The sequence below is a fragment of the Corallococcus aberystwythensis genome (assembly GCF_003612165.1).
In the GTDB taxonomy this organism is placed as follows: Bacteria; Myxococcota; Myxococcia; order Myxococcales; family Myxococcaceae; genus Corallococcus; species Corallococcus aberystwythensis.
In genome coordinates this window covers 44,304-59,221 of record NZ_RAWK01000015.1, presented here as the reverse complement: position 1 = coordinate 59,221, position 14,918 = coordinate 44,304, and the positions used below count along the sequence as shown (strand labels likewise).

The following is a 14,918-nucleotide window of genomic DNA, read 5'->3' as shown; positions in this document are numbered from 1 at the left end:
TCTTCCACGACCTCAAGCGCTTTCGCGCCGCCGCCACTCGTTACGACAAGACGGCGACCTGCTACCTCGCCGTCTTGCACGTTGCGTCCATGCTTCTCTGGCTGCGTTAATCAGGGACAGCCCCTAGTGCTCGGCGACCTGGTGGTGGACGGCGTGCTGGATGACTGCGGTCCGGATTCGACCATCGTGGTCGTCGGCCGCTGTGTCGCGCAGGGCTTGCGCACGTCGGGAAATTTCCTGGTCCTGGGCGACCTCGTGGTCCGGGACGTCATCCAGGGCGTCTACAACGATGAGAGTCTCGTCGTGGCGGGCGACCTGTCCACGCGCTTCCTCGACGAGAATGATCACGACGTCGCGTGCTACGGCGACATCCACGCGGAGCATCACCTGGAGAACGGCCGCTCCGGTGGCGAGGCCGCGTCCCTGGCCTCCACCTTCCTCGTGCCCGAGCTCTGGAACATCGACCTCGAGGAGATCCACCACGACGACCTCTTTGACCGCATCCGGCGCAATGAGCCGGTCTTCACGGCAACGTCTCAGGAGCGACAGGTCCGCGAGCCGGACGCGCCCACGCCGGAAGAACTCGAGGGACTGGATATCGAGGGCATCGTGGCGCGGGCATCGGCCCATGCGCGGGCGACGGACGTCGTCTATGCGCAGCGTGCGACGGGCGAGGTGTGGCTGCTGCGCCCGGGCGGCCTGCCGCTGACCATCTACGACGGGGAGAAGTTCCTGGAGGAGGGGACTCTGCCAGCCCTGGACGTGCGGAGGCGGGCCTCGGAGCGCCTCACCTTCTGGCGCAGGCGGGGGGACCTCTTCCTGGAGATCGAGCGCTTCGATGCCGTCATCCAGCTCCATGGCGGCTACAACAACGGGACGATGCGGACGTTCCGGTTCGCCTTCGAAGGGCCGGACGCCGCGGCGCGCGAGATGCGGCGGCTGGAGGCCCGCTATACAGGGGACTTCCTCCGCGTCACGACGACGGTTCCCGGTCGCGGTCCGCTCGAACGGGAGCTCGCGAACTACAGCGGCCCGAAGTCAGAATACACGTCGGCGATCGTGCAGGGCTCGACGCTCATCACCCGGGAGGGCGAGCGCCGCGGCTTCGATGACGAGGCCGCCGCGCTGAGTGCCCTGGAGGACTGGCTCGCCGGGAAACGCCAGGCCGGGTTCGACCTGAAGATCCTCGAATGGAAGCCCTATGGCCTCCTGGGGCAGGGGTAGCTCCGCCACCCCCACGGTCTGATTCACGGCTTGTCTGGCGGCTTGAATCCAGGCGCATCCCACGGGAGGCCTTCTCCTGTCCGCGTCTTCGGTGCCTGCCGCTGGAGCCACCCCTGGATGAAGAGTTGCTCGGTGGGCGTCAGCCCTGGCCACACCGCGTCGGGCAGGGGCAGGCCCGCGGCGACAGCCACCCCGGGAAGGCGCTGGAGGGCAGGGAGGTCCACACCCCCAGGCGCCTTCGCGAGCGCCACCCGGGGACGCAGGACGTGCTCGATGCGGACGTGCTCCCGGAGGCGGGTGAGCGCCTCCTCCGCGCCTTCGGGTGCGAGGATGAGCAGGACTTCGCGCTCGCCCGTCTCCATGGGACGTCCTCCGGATGCCGCTAGGCGTGCGGCCTCGGCTGGGGTTGCGGGGTGTCCACCCCTGGCGGGACGTGGAGCGCGGCGGGCCGGGCGAGCTGCCCTGGCGCGGCCTCCAGGGAGCCGGGAATCACGTTCTGGATGATCCACGCGGCCCGCAGTCCGCCGGAACCCGCGTCGTAGCGCAGCACGCCCAGGTAGCGGTCTCCCGGGTACTGGCTGCGCACGATGAGGTCCGTCCTGCCGTTGCCGTCGACATCCCCCGCGAGCAGGTATGCATCGCTGGTGTTCATCCTCCAGCCACCGGGCAGTGTGTTCTCGGCGATCCAAACCGCCTTGAGGCGACGCGTGCCCGGGTCGTAGCGCACCACTCCGAGGTAGCGGTTCCCGGTGTCCTGGTTGCGCACCACCAGCTCCGTCCTGCCGTTGGCGTCGAGGTCTCCGGCCAGCAGCCAGGCGTCGCGCGTGTTCATCGTCCAGCCGCCGGGGAGGGTGTTCTGGAGGATGCCGTCCGCCTTGATGCCGTGCGTGCCAGGGTCGTCGCGCAGCAGGCCGACGTAGCGGTCTCCCGCGTACTGGCTGCGCACGATGAGCTCCGACCTGCCGTCGCCGTCGAGGTCCCCCGCGAACAGGTACACGTCGCTGGTGTTCATCTTCCAGCCGCCGGGCAGTTCGTTCTTCACGATCCAGGCCGCCCGGAGACCCTGCGTGGCCGGGTCGTAGCGCACCACGCCGAGGTAGCGGTCCCCGTCGTACTGGCTGCGCACGATGAGGTCTGTCCTGCCATTGCCGTCGAGGTCTCCGGCCGCCAGCCAGGCATCGCTCTGGTTCATCTTCCAGCCACCGGGGAGGGTGGTGTGGACAATCCAGACGGCGCGCAGCCCTCCCTGGCCCGGGTCGTAGCGCAGCAGGCCCAGGAAGCAGTCTCCCGCGTACTGGCTGCGCACGAGCACCTCCGTCTTTCCGTCCCCATCGATGTCACCCAGCGGGAGGTACACGTCGCTCGTGTTCATCCTCCAGCCGCCGGGAATCTCGCCCTGGACCCGCCAGCTGACAGACGGGCCGCCGATCTCCTCCGCGTAGCTCACGAGCGCGAGGGCGGGCTGTCCGCTCCGGCGCTGGATGAGCGCCTCCGGCTTGCCGTCCCCGGAGATGTCGCCCAGGGCCAGCCACACGTCGCTCGCCTCCATGGGCCATTCCCAGCCGGGGAGCGAATGGATGGCCGACCAGCCGACCTCGAGTCCGGCGCCTCCCGTCACCTGCCGCAGTGTCGCGGCGCGCTGCTCGCCCGCGGCCTGGGTGCGCAGCAGCACCTGGCTCCTGCCAGCAGCCGACAGGTTGCCCAGGCGGGTGCAGGCGTCCGTCTGCATCAGCGTCCATGGCGCGGGGAAGCCGACGTGCAGCGGCGTGTAGTCGCACATTTCGAAGGCGTTGCCCTTCATCAGGCACGCGACGCCTCCCGCGGGCGCGCAGGCCTCGCAGTTGTCATTGGGCGCTCCATACCGGCCCCAGGCGCCGCCGCACCCGCAGGAGCCGTATTCATCCGGGGCCCGGAAGATGTGGCCCGTCTCGTGGGCGAAGACCCTGTCGATGTTGTCCGGGCCCCAGCCGTCGTTGTCGTACTGCATCACCAGCCGCGGCCCGCCCAGCGAGGCGTAGGCGAACCACCACAGCGGGTACTTGGTGAAGAAGCCGCAGTACGTCCAGCGCGTCCCGAAGCGGACCCGCAGGGCTTCGATGTACTGGATGACGCCGTCGAAGGAGGCCGAGTAGCCCAGGGCGGCCATGGCGGGATCCCTCCACGCCGCCTCCAGGTCCGCCGCGTTGGGGTCCGCTGGCGTGGGAATGCGCACGTGCTGGATGTCATAGGTGAAGCTCAGCTGCGCGGCGGGGCTCACCGTGGGGAACCAGGAGAGCCCGTTCTGGACCTCGGCCACCACCTTGATGAGTTCGTCGTTGCTGAACTGCAACTCCGGCGTCGGGCCCGACACGATGACGAGCCCCACCGCGGCGCTGCCGGCCATGAACGCGCTCCACGGCGCTCCTGCCTTGAGCGCCGCGGCCTCCGCGGTCCGCTGCCTGTCGATGGGCGCCACGTCCGTGCAATTCCCGCGCATGTTCCAGGGCTGCCCCTGCCGGGGCCGCTGCTGTTTGGCCGTCTGGTACGCGGAAGACTGACGCAGCCGCAGGGCCGCCAGCCCGAGTGACTCCACCCGGTCGAGTGTGCCGGTGAGCTCGCGGGGAACCTCGGAGGCGTTCGGGTAGACGCTCGCGGGCATGGGCAGCTGAAGCGCCCGGGGGCTGGTGCTCCCGATGATGTGGACGCGCTTGCCGTAGGTGTGGACGGTCCTTGGAGCGGGGCCCTCGCGTGCGCCGGGCTGCGCCTCCGGACTCTCGAAGGGCTGCTCGCCGACGAGCACCTGCTCGTGAAGTGGAATATCGCCTGCCATGGTCTGGATCCTCCCCTGTCTCTCGCGGGACAGCCGGGTCAGTCACTCAGATAGGCATTGGCACCGTGAGAGGATTTGACACCCCGGCGAGCGCCGCGCCAGGCGGAGCCCCAGCGGGGTGCTCCGCCTGGTCTGACCTCCGTTTATTGCGACCCCTCTCTTCCTCGGCGTCAGGGGGCGTTTTTCCGTCAGGGCTTCGGCTTCAAGGCCAGCAGCATCGAGGCGTTGAGCTGGACGTTCTGCACGCTCAGGCGCCGGGTGTAGTCGCCTGCCGCCACGGGGCCCTCGCTGTGCAGCGCGCAGTTGTCGGCTGTCACCTTGGGCGTCATCCCGCCGTCGTCGGTCACCGCGCCGAAGTGGCCACTGGCGAAGTGCAGGAGGAGGCCGTCCTGCGGAGCCGTCACCGTCAACGGGGCCGTCTGCTCCTGCCAGTGGTTCGTGCCTGACGCGGTGTCGGCCACCCCGTCGCCTCCGGCCACGGCTCCCAGCACCGCCTGCCAGTTCCACCACCCGGCCAGCGGGAAGCTGTAGGTGGCGCCGTCGCCAGCCTGCGCTACGCGCCGGTAGAGGAAGCCCGCGTAGTCGCCCGTCACCGTCGCGTCGGCTACGAGCGTCCAGTCAGGAGAGGTTGGGGCCGGGGCCGTGAAGTTGTCACCCGGGAAGATGCCCAGGTACAGCTCCGTCCCCGCCACCGCCCCCGCGGGCCGGGCAATGCTGACCGGGCCACCTGAGCCGTTCGCGTGGGAGCCCTTGATGAAGGCCAGGCCCGCCACCCCGGCCGGTGTGGTCACCGCCGCTACGTTCGAGGCGGTGGTGCCCCCGGCGTTCACCGAGACCAGGCGGTATTCGTAGGCCGTCATCGCGGCCACCGTCGTGTCATCGGCGTTCGTGGAGTTGGCCGGGATGCCCGCCTCGATCTCCGTCCAGGCGCCCGCGCCCGCCGGCCTGCGCTCGAGGGTGTAGCTCGTCTCACCCGCGGCGTCGGACCAGTTGAGGGTCACCAGGCTGGCGGCAGGAGCCGTCGCCATCAGGTCGGTCACTCCCACGGGTGGGGCAGGTGGGTAGAGGTCCATCAGCTTCGTGGTGATGGGCTTGGCCATCTTCACGTAGCCCTCGTCGCTGAGATGCACCCCGTCACGGGTGTCGTCCGCTGTGTAGATGTGCTCGACGAGGTGGAGCCGGGTCCCGTAGTGCGTGTGACCGACGATCTGGGCCTTGATGAGGTTGTTCACCTCGACGACGGTCTCCGCCCGGTCGAAGCCGTTCGGCGGATTGACCAGTGAGCTGACCGCCCCCCAGGTGCAGGCCAGCAACCTGACGTTGCTGCTGTGCGCCAGGATCTTGTCCACCAGGTCGAACCAGTCGCTGGTGAGCTCGGCCGAGGTTTGGCTCTGATAGCTGAAGATGTTGTTGGCCCCGATGTGCAGCACGACGAGGTCGGCCGGTGACCCGGTCAGCCAGTCATCCACCTTGGCCAGGACCCCCTGCATCGTCCAGCCGCTCATGCCCTGGTGGTAGTGGTACTCATTGGGCATGCCGGTGTAGGCGTCGCATGCCGCGCCCACGAAGATCCAGTCGCCGCCCTTGAACCCTGCCGTCGTCAGCTGTGTGTAGGCAGGGTCGCGCCAGGCTCGGGGCTCGCCGGTCAGGCTGTCACCCAGCGGCATGATCCTCATCAAGACAGGAGGAACCACCTGGTGGCCGTAGCATTGGTGCTCGGCATGGATGTCTTCCTCGGCGTAGCTCTCCTCGTAGGAGCCCTCGCGGGTGTTGTCCCAGTAGTGGTGTGCCTCGTAGGCGAAGTTGTCGCTCGGGTCGTCAATCCAACTCCCGCGGGTGTGATGCTCGGGCCACTCGGCGGCGGAGGACCAGTCGTAGCCGGGGACCAGGATGAGCTTCCCGCTGCCCGCGTCGCGGATGGCGGTGACGGCGGCCTGGCTCACCTGCTCCCAAAGCAAGGCGCCGTCCTGCTCGAAGTCGTGGGGCTCGTTCATCAGACCAAAGCCCAGCACCCCGGCGTTGCCCTGGAAGGCCAAGGCGAGGCGGCTCCACACGTCGGCCAGGTCAGCGGCCGCGAGGCCGTCGCCAAAGGCCCATTCCGTGCGGGTGTTCGCGTCCGTCCCGCTCCAGTAGCGCCCGTAGTTGTGCAGGTTCAGGACGAGCTTCATCCCCGCGGCGTTGGCCGCGCTCACGGCCGCGGTCAGGCGCCCCAGCTCGGTGGCGTCCAGCGGGCCGCGCAGGGCCGGCTGGATTCGCTCCCAGCGGAAGGCCAGACGCCCCACGCGCACGCCGCGCCCATGGAGGTAGGCGTAGACATCCTCGTCGGGGTACTTGTAGTCCTGGCCGTAGGTCCCCGGGTTGACGTTCGAGAAGGCGCCGCTGTTGCTGGGCAGCACTTCGCCGGTACCGAACTCCGCGATGTTGAGGTTGACGCCGCGCCAGCGGTCCGCCGTCGTCGGGTGGGCCTCCACCACCGGGGCGCTCCCGGTTGAAGTCCAGGCGCCCGTGACGAAGGTGTAGGGCTGCCACGGGTCTTCGTCCCTCCACCAGTCGCCCACACTCCAGTTGGTGACGTGGAGGTTGGCGTCGTCGGCGGCGGCGTACCAGGCTTCGGCCAGGGCGTGCCACTTGTCGTCGTTCTTGGGCCAGCCCACCTCGCCCACGTAGCCCTTCGGTTGGCCGTGGGCCTCCAGCCAGTCGGTGAACGCCTTCAGCTGGGACTTGCTCCTCCGCGTGATGGCGTCGTCAAGCGGGGTGTAGCCCGAAGCGGTGGCCGTCGGGTAGTTGAAGGTGATCACCTCGGGAAGCGGGGCTGCGGGGACGTAGGCGCCCAGCCGGAGCAGCACGGCCTTCCAGTCAGTCACCCCGGTGGCGTGGAGGCGCAGCACGTCGCCCTTCAGCAGCGGTACCGGGAGCGAAGCCGCGGCGAAGCCCGCCTGCGAGCCGGTGGCCTTGCCGTAGGTGAGGACGCCTGTTCCACGCTCCTCCGCGCTCGTGACGAGGAGGTCTTCGGGCGCGATCCAGAAGCGGTCCCCGTCCGCCGTCCAGCACTGCTGGGGCTCGGCACCGCCGCTGCCCTCGGATGCGGCCTCGCTCTGTACGTCAGTCTCGCCTAGTCGTTTCATCGTCCGGATCTCCTGTTCCCTCGGAAGGTCCGCCAGCCTGTCGAGGAGCGCGCTCCGCCGCGGCCGTTGGAACCCTTGCGTCGGGTGCATTCGTGAATCCTCTCAGCAGCACTTCTCCAGGATGTGCATGTCCAATCCCCTGGGCGAGGCCGACGCGTTTAGGCTCAGCGCGGCCGGCCAGCCATGGATGCAGGGGGCGGCCCACCGAGGCGCGGGTTGTTCATCCAGACGGCGCGCGGGAGGCTCAGGGCTGGTTGCTGGCGCGGCTTTGGGAGGCATTGATGCAAGGGGTTATCTCCGTCACCCGCGCGCATAGGTTGATGCCATGAGCCGCGCACCACTCGTCGATCGCATCGTCTGCCTTTCGGAACTCTCCAAGGACCTCGAGGGCTCGCTGCGGCCGGTGGAGGCCGTGCGCGAGAAGTGCCGCCCGCTGCGCTGCGTGACGCTGGAGACCCTCCATCAGCTCGACCTCCGGGTGTCCGGCCACGCGTGCGATTCGTCGCTGGGCAAGCTGTTCGACGGGCAGCTGAACTCCCTGCAACTTGTGCACAAGTACAAGGACGGCGAGCGGCGCGGCGTGCATGAGGGGACGTTCCGCTGGCGAGGCCAGGCAGGCGTGCTTGCCACGGGAACGCTCCAGGGCATCACGAACGCCGGCACCCACCGCGAGCCAGCCTTCGCCGGGTGTCAGCGCTGCGACGAGCGCGGTGTCATGGAGGGCATGCTGCTCGGCGCGATCGTCCGCGCCGAGGATCCCAAGCTCATCGGTTGCGAGGTGCGCGCTGCCTACCGGTTGCGCTTCGACCCCTCACGGGATGAGGGCGGCTCGGGCGGTGTTCGCGGCACGCTCGAGGGCGCGCTCGTATGCGACTGCGCGGGCCGGCCGCCGGACACGTGCATCGACTTCAGCGCGTTCCCGGTGGGCGCGGGCCCGAACCCACGGGTGGAGCAGGGCGTCGGTTTCACGGTGTACGACTTCGCCGGTGCACCCGCGCCGGGCACGCAGGTCCGGTCCCGCGGCACGTTCACGGGGCTCGACGTGCTGAACATGACCGAGATCACCCTGCCCATGCCGTGCGCCGCGGTGGAGGTGACGCTCATGACGGAGGCCCAGCCCGCGCAATTCGAGGCGTTCGAGTCCGGCGGTGGCTCGGCGGGGGCGGTTTCGATGACGGTCGGCCAGCAGGTGGCTGAGACGCTGCGCCTCACCGGCACGGCCATTGACCGCGCCGTGATCACCGCCAGGGCGAACGAGACACTGCTGCTGAGCCTTTGCTTCTACCCGGCCCGCCAACCCGGCCGTTGATGGATCCGCGAGAGCGGGTCCCTGGGCGGCGGCCTGACCCCTCCGTGCCGCGCTTCTCAGGACCGGGCGAAGTCGCGCAGGAGCGCCGCGAGCGCCGCGGGTCCACCCGCGACCGAGCTGGAGGGGGCATGACGGTGGGTGCGGTATGCTGGTTCACCAATCCCCATGGCCTCCACCCGGAAATCCCCTGGTTTCGTCCAGAGCTACGTGCTGCCCGCGCTGTTGCTCTTTGCTCTCCCTCTCTTCGGCCTCTGGTTCTCCGGTCATGCCGCTGGCCGCTTCGACGCGCAGGTGCTCGAGGTCGTCGAGAAGGAGATCGGCCGTGACACGACGTTGAGCGACGCGGACCGTCAGGAGGCGCTCGCCTTCTACCGGGCGGTCCCCGCGTCGGCGGCCTGTCAGGGCGACGGCGAGGAGTTGGCGGGCTACCGCAACAGCCTGGGCGACGCGTGCTCGGACGTGAAGCAGTTCGGGTGGGCGCATCTGGCCTCCTGGGCGCTGCTGGCGCTCGGGATTGCCTCCACGGTGATCGCGCTCCTGTGCGGCCTGGCCGCGTTCATCTCGCGCCCCTTCCAGTACGGAAGCTTCGTGGTGGGCTGGCTCACGCTCCGCATCTCCAGCGCGCTCCAGGTGATGGGGCAGGGCGTGCTGCTGGTGTGGCTCTCCTATTGGGTGACCGCGCTCTGGACCGAGCGCTACTACCCGAAGCTCATCGGCATGATGGGCATCCTGGCGGCGATCGCCATCTTCCTGGTGGTGACGGCCATCTTCCGCCGCCCGCCCACGGACTTCGATGTGGAGGCGGAGGAGCTTTCCGAGGAGCGCGCTCCGGAGCTGTGGGCTTGCGTGCGCCGGCTCTGCGAGCGGCTCCAGACGCCACCGCCCGACCACATCCTCGCGGGCATCGACACCAACTTCTTCGTCACCGAGCATGAAGTGCGCGTGGGCGGACGCATCCTCGCTGGCCGCACGCTCTTCGTGAGCCTGTCCCTCTTGCGCCTGCTGGAGCGCTCCGAGGCGGAGGCCGTGCTGGCGCACGAGATGGGACACCTGCTGGGGGGCGACACCGGGCACAGCAAGCGGCTGGCGCCCATGCTCGGGCACTTCGGCCACTACCTCCAGACGCTGTACGAGGGGGGCGTGACGCGCCCAGTCTTCTATTTCATGGCGGCCTACCGCGGGCTGTTCGAGCTGTCCCTGGGCCGCAGCCGCCGCGCCAGTGAGCTCGCGGCGGACCGGCTGGCGGCGGGTGTCACCTCGGGGCAGGACATCGCGCGTTCGCTGGTGAAGGTGGGCGCGTACGCGAGCTTCCGCGACCGGGTGGAGGCGAAGCTCTTCGCCCAGGATGAGCAGCACCACTCCGTGGCCATCGCGCAGCGGGTCGCGCACGGCTTCTCCGAGTACGCTGGGTCCGAGGCGGTGCACGACGACCTGCAGCGCGCCGTGACACCCCATCCCTTCGACTCCCATCCGCCCCTGGCCGCGCGCATGGAGAACGTGGGCGTCCACCTCAAGCCCGCGGACATGTCCCAGGCGCTCCTGGAGCCCGTGACGTCCTCGTGGGTGGAGGCCATCGTGGACGCGGAGGCCATCGAGGCGCGCCTGTGGGGCGTCTACGAGGAGCGCTTCGCCCAGGCCCATGACCTGGCACTCGCCTGCCGCTACGAACCGGCCACGGACGCGGAGCGGCAGCATGTGGAGAAGCACTTCCCGCCGCTCGTCTTCGAGGGCAAGGAGGCCGGCTTCGAGGTGCGGATGGACTACGCGCAGGTGAGCTGCACCGAGTGGGAACAGCCCGTCCTATTCGACCGTGTCGCTTCCGCCGCCACCGCCGACCGCATGTTCAAGAAGTACCTGGACCTGCAGGTCACCGGGGAGGGCCGCTTCAAGGGCCGGCGCGCGCTCTGCCTGAGCAAGCTGAAGGAGCCCGACGCGGCGCTCCAGGCGTTCGAGAACTACCTGGGACGCCACCGGTTCATGAAGGCGCACCGCTCGGAGTCGCAGGCCGCCTGAGTCGAAGCCGCGTGGTGACTGGCGCCATCCTCCTGGTGACCGCGGTCACCAGCCGGGCCCCTGGCGCCGGTCCTCCGAAGTCATCCCTTCCCTGGGAAATCAAAGGGTTGTGGTGAGCACCTGGCGCGGCATGCGCGCTGCAATGAGACAGCGCAACGCTGTCACGAACCAGGTGATCCCCATGATCAAGCCCACGGCCTTCTCGTCTTCCATGCTGCGCCCGAACGCTGCTCCGTCCGCTCCCATCACCCCGAAGCAGCAGCTCTCGGCGGGGCCCGTTCAGGACACGCGGACCCTGGGCCTCCGAGGCGGGCCCGCGCAGGGCTTCAGCATGATGGATTCGTTCGAGCCCGCCGCCATCATCAACCGGCGGCAGCCGCCCCCGGAGCTCCAGCCGTCCGCTCCGGTCGAGCAGGCCTCCAGCTCCGGCGTGCCGAGCGCCAGCGACAAGCGGCCGGCCGGGGACACCCGCTCCGCGGCGCAGATTGTCGACGACACCCCGGTGCTCAAGAGCCTGGGCCGCCAGAAGGACATCAAGTTCAACGAGCTGTGCAAGCAGACCGGCGTCGACCCCAAGCTCGACCTGAAGGACCCGAAGCAGAACGCGGACGGCGTCTACCGGCTGGCCAAGGTGCTGGAGTTCATCGACAGCGCCAAGGCCTCCACGGGCGGGGACCGCTCGAACAAGGTCCAGGACGGCCAGGGCGACGGCAACATCGAGGGCATCACCAAGGACGGGGATGCGCGGCACGGCACCGAGGCCGGCATGCTCAAGGACTTCGCCGAGAAGGGCTACTCCTTCCTGGGCGAGCACCAGCTGCCCACCACGAAGGACACCCACGTGAAGGCGGACGGCAGCAACAAGGACAACTTCCAGTGGGCCGCGGGCGAGGCGGGCAAGGCCCTGTGGTTCATCCCGGGAGTCAGCAACGTCCTGACGGGCATTGGCAACTCGGAGGGCGGCTTCAAGGGCGTCCTCGAGGGCGCCGCGACCGGCTACGTCAACACCCTGAAGGGCGTCGCGGAGGGCGTCATCGGGTCCATCACGACGGGACGCGCCAACCCGGCCGGCATGCTCTTCGGCGCCTACATGGGCGCGCTGGGGAACACCGAGGCCGCGCCGCAGCCGGTGAAGGACATCGCCAACCTGTTCTGAGCCAGGGAAAATGGCTGATGGCTCACGAACGGCCTGTCCCTTCCACGCGGAAGGGGCAGGCCGTTTTCGTTTTCATCCCGTCCTCCCTGGCGCGCGGCAGGGGGCGATGACAGCTGTCACCCGCGCTGGTGACCGCGGTCACCAGTCCGCTCACCGCTCCCAGGAGGCCCCTCCCGCCAACTGCTTGAAACCACAGGCGGGCTTTGGCCACACCGTTCCACATGGGGACGGCATGTCGGATGCAATGGAAGGGGACATCGCTGCACAGTCCCCTTCGCCGCCCCCGAGAGCCTCCCATGCCTGTTCGCCCCGTCGGTTCGTCCCTGCGCCGCTCCTCCACCCTGCCGGCCTCCACGGTGTCCCAGCCCAAGCCGCCCGCGCGCGCGTCGACGCTCCCCGCCTCGAAGCCCACGATGCCCGCCGCGACGACCACGAAGCCCACCGCGACGCTGCCCGCCGCGACGGCCACGAAGCCGACGGTGACGCCGGCGGCCGTGGAGCCCAAGCCGGTGAAGCACGCGGGCGCGCCGGAAGGGGCGCCCTCCTACACCCCCTGGGAGCGCACCACGGGCGTGGGCTCGGACGTGTCGGTGAGCGGCGGTGACAACAAGCTCACGGCGCCCGCGGGCGCGAAGCAGAACATGCTCCTCGACAAGCCGGGCCGTCCCTTCGAGAGGGACACCTTCGGCGGTGGCCGGCTGAGCGGCAACGTGGGTTCGGCGCAGGCCTCCACCACGAGCCACAGCGGTGGTGGCGTGCACCACTACTCGGCCCAGGCCGAGGTCCAGGGCCCCAGCGCCGCCTTCGAGATGCAGAAGACGCACGCGGGCCGCTACGGCGTGTCGAGCGCGCAGCTCACCGGCGAGGCCAACAGCTTCAAGGCGCAGGCCCAGGCCGGTGTGTCGGCCGACACGAACTCGCACGCCTACACCGCCGCGCTGACGGCCAAGGCGGAGACGGGCGTGGGCGTCACGGCGAGCGCGAACCACGACTTCAACCGGCACGTGGGCGGCTACGTGAAGGGTGAGGCGAAGGCCTCCGCCAACGCGTACGCCGAGGGTGTGGCGACGCTGGACCCGAAGGCGGCCACGGCGATGGTCTCCGGGCAGGTGGGCGCGGGCGCCACGGCGGGGGTGTACGGCACGGCGGGCGGGCACGTGGGCCGGGTGCACGGCTCGGTCACCGCGGGCGCGGTGGCGGGCGCGTCAGCCCAGGCGGGCGGCAAGTTCGGCCTGGAGAATGGCTTCCTCAAGCACTCCGCGGACGTGAACACCGCCCTGGGTCTGGGCACCCACGTGAAGTCCGACGTGGCGGTGGACCTGCGCCACCACATGAAGCCGGGCATCGCGTCGGGTCTGCGTCCCGCCCTCGCCGGTGCCATGGGCGCGCCGGCACCCTCCATCGCCATCGAGCCGGAGAAGTCGGGCATCGAGAAGCTCTTCGCCAAGGCCTTCCACACGTCCTGACGCGCGCTCCAGTGCCAACCCAGGGAGCTCAGGCGGCGCGTGAAGGGCGGTCGAGGTGGGGGAGGCGCGCTCCCAGCCAGTCCGCCAGCGCCTCCGCCTGCTCCTGGCGGGTGAAACTGGCGATGTCCGTCTGTTGTTCCAAGCCGTCGGTGGTGGCGTACTCAATCGCGAGCGCGTAGCGGGTCTCCTTGCGCCCCTTGCGCTCGTGAACCCGGGGTTCGACGCGGAGCGACCGCGTGTCGCGCCACCGCAGGTCAAGCCGGTGCTCGCGGCCGGAGAACGGCGGCAGGGAGAGGCTCTTCGCCTGGGCGTGAATGCGCAGGTCGTAGTGCCCGGCCTTCCGTCGTGCACGCACCCACCGCCCGGCGAGCACGCCGCAGGCGATGACGACCCCCCAGGCCCCCATGCCCACGGGCAGCGGTGCGTTGAGTCCCCCCGCGATTCCTGCAATCACCACGCATGCCAGGGCGGAACCTCCCATGGCCAGGAACACCCAGGAGAGCATCGACTGCCGTTCCAGCGTCACGCCCTCGCTGCCGTCCTCCCGGACGAAGGGGGACACGAGCGGCGGCTCCGGCATCAAGGCCCACCCCACCAGGGCGCCCAGCCAGAGCGCCACCAGGTTGAAGGGCAACAGGATCATGAGCACGAACAAGTCCGTGCTCCGCAGGCCGGGCTGCAACACCGTCTCCGAGGGTTTCCCGGGCTGGTAGTACACCGGGACGGTGGCTCCGATGGGAAAGCGTGCCACCTGCCTCTCCGCGTCCCTGGGGTTTGACGTGCGCCACGCAGCGGAGCGGTCCGTGCCGCCCTCGTAGCGCTGCCCGTCGACGGAGTAGCGGTAGGCCACCTTCGGGCCGTACGTGGTGCCGCCCTTGCTCGAGCGCACCGCTTCCACCTCGCTCCGGGTGATGGTGCCCGGCACGGAGGGCCAGCGCTCCGCCTGCACCTGACGGACCATGTTGGCGGTGGCAAGGAGGTCGATGGCCACCGTGATGCCGGTCCACAGCAACACGAAGACGAGCAACACCGCGGACGAGGCGACGCGAGCAAACATCGCTCCAGTCTACAGGGAGGACAGGTTCGCGTCCGGCACCGCGCTGGCGGGAAGACAGCTCATTCTGGAATGGCCCCCAGCAGGGGCGTCGAATCCGGGTCGGCCTTCTGCATGGCCAGGCGGTACGCGGGCCTCGCGCCAATGCGTTGCAGGTAGGCCAGGATGTGGGGCCAGGGTGAGAGGTCATACGGCTTGAACCGCCGCATCGTGGTCAGCGTGAACACAACCATGATGTCCGCCGCCGTCAACGCGTCGCCGGCCAGATAGGGCGCCTCCCCCAGCCGCTTCTCCAGGGTCGAGAAGACCAGGTTGAACCGCTCCCGGGCCGCATGCAGGGGCGCGTTCTTGTCCGAGGGGTCGACGCGCTCCAGGGACCGCACCTGCAGGACGAGCGGTTGCAGCGTCCCGTTGGCGAAGTGGAACCAGTAGAGATAGTCGGCGAAGCCGGGTTCGCCGTGCTTCACCGCGAGCCGGCCATGGCCATGGGTCTGGATGAGGTACTCGCAGATGGCCCCGGACTCCCCGAGGACGAGGTCGCCGTCGGTGAGGACCGGCGCCGTGCCCAGCGGATGGAGCGCCTTGTATTCCGGTGGGGCCATCCGGTTGTCCGACCGGCGCTGATAGCGCTTCAGCTCATAGTCGAGCCCAAGCTCCTCACAGAGCCAGACGATCCGCTCCGATTGCGAATGTCCGAGATGATGCAGCGTCAGCATGGGACCTTCCTCGTGGTGAGGGGCGGACCGTAGGCTGCGTGGACCC

Annotated in this window: 10 protein-coding genes; 5 read left to right on the top strand and 5 right to left on the bottom strand. The window is 69.5% G+C overall.

Going from position 1 to position 14,918, the window contains the following annotated elements; all coding sequences use genetic code 11:
* The first annotated feature begins 126 nt into the window (after positions 1–126).
* On the top strand, positions 127–1,224 hold the full coding sequence (locus tag D7W81_RS04205; protein WP_208721158.1) for a hypothetical protein: 1,098 nt from the start codon (positions 127–129) through the stop codon (positions 1,222–1,224).
* Positions 1,225–1,247: 23 nt separating this feature from the next.
* Here the strand turns inward: D7W81_RS04205 and D7W81_RS04200 are convergent, their stop codons facing one another.
* The 3 genes from D7W81_RS04200 to D7W81_RS04190 all read right to left on the bottom strand — a co-directional run bounded on the left by D7W81_RS04200 (position 1,248) and on the right by D7W81_RS04190 (position 7,158).
* Positions 1,248–1,586: a hypothetical protein gene (locus D7W81_RS04200; protein WP_120554006.1), complete on the bottom strand. Its 339-nt coding sequence runs from the start codon at positions 1,584–1,586 to the stop codon at positions 1,248–1,250.
* Between the two features lie 20 nt (positions 1,587–1,606).
* Positions 1,607–4,033, bottom strand: coding sequence for an FG-GAP repeat domain-containing protein (locus tag D7W81_RS04195; protein WP_120554005.1), 2,427 nt, complete (start codon positions 4,031–4,033; stop codon positions 1,607–1,609).
* Positions 4,034–4,221: 188 nt separating this feature from the next.
* Complete coding sequence (locus D7W81_RS04190; protein WP_158621421.1) at positions 4,222–7,158, bottom strand: cellulase family glycosylhydrolase; 2,937 nt, start codon at positions 7,156–7,158, stop codon at positions 4,222–4,224.
* 325 nt (positions 7,159–7,483) lie between these two features.
* Here D7W81_RS04190 and D7W81_RS42935 point away from each other — a divergent pair, with 325 nt between their 5' ends.
* The 4 genes from D7W81_RS42935 to D7W81_RS04170 all read left to right on the top strand — a co-directional run bounded on the left by D7W81_RS42935 (position 7,484) and on the right by D7W81_RS04170 (position 13,102).
* Positions 7,484–8,467, top strand: a complete 984-nt coding sequence (locus D7W81_RS42935; protein WP_208721155.1) for a hypothetical protein — start codon at positions 7,484–7,486, stop codon at positions 8,465–8,467.
* 165 nt (positions 8,468–8,632) lie between these two features.
* The gene (locus tag D7W81_RS04180; protein WP_120554003.1) at positions 8,633–10,480 is read left to right on the top strand and encodes a M48 family metallopeptidase; all 1,848 of its coding nucleotides are present in this window, start codon (positions 8,633–8,635) and stop codon (positions 10,478–10,480) included.
* A gap of 181 nt (positions 10,481–10,661) precedes the next feature.
* A complete protein-coding gene (locus D7W81_RS04175) occupies positions 10,662–11,636 on the top strand; it encodes a hypothetical protein (RefSeq protein ID WP_208721160.1) in 975 nt (324 codons plus the stop codon).
* A gap of 296 nt (positions 11,637–11,932) precedes the next feature.
* Positions 11,933–13,102 (top strand): hypothetical protein, encoded by a 1,170-nt coding sequence (locus tag D7W81_RS04170; protein WP_120554002.1) that lies wholly within the window; start codon positions 11,933–11,935, stop codon positions 13,100–13,102.
* Positions 13,103–13,130: 28 nt separating this feature from the next.
* On the opposite strand, the gene D7W81_RS04165 is transcribed toward D7W81_RS04170, so the two are convergent.
* Together D7W81_RS04165 and D7W81_RS04160 are read right to left on the bottom strand one after the other, a co-directional pair.
* Complete coding sequence (locus D7W81_RS04165) at positions 13,131–14,159, bottom strand: DUF3592 domain-containing protein (protein ID WP_120554001.1); 1,029 nt, start codon at positions 14,157–14,159, stop codon at positions 13,131–13,133.
* A gap of 59 nt (positions 14,160–14,218) precedes the next feature.
* Positions 14,219–14,872, bottom strand: a complete 654-nt coding sequence (locus D7W81_RS04160; protein WP_120554000.1) for a glutathione S-transferase family protein — start codon at positions 14,870–14,872, stop codon at positions 14,219–14,221.
* Positions 14,873–14,918: the final 46 nt, after the last annotated feature.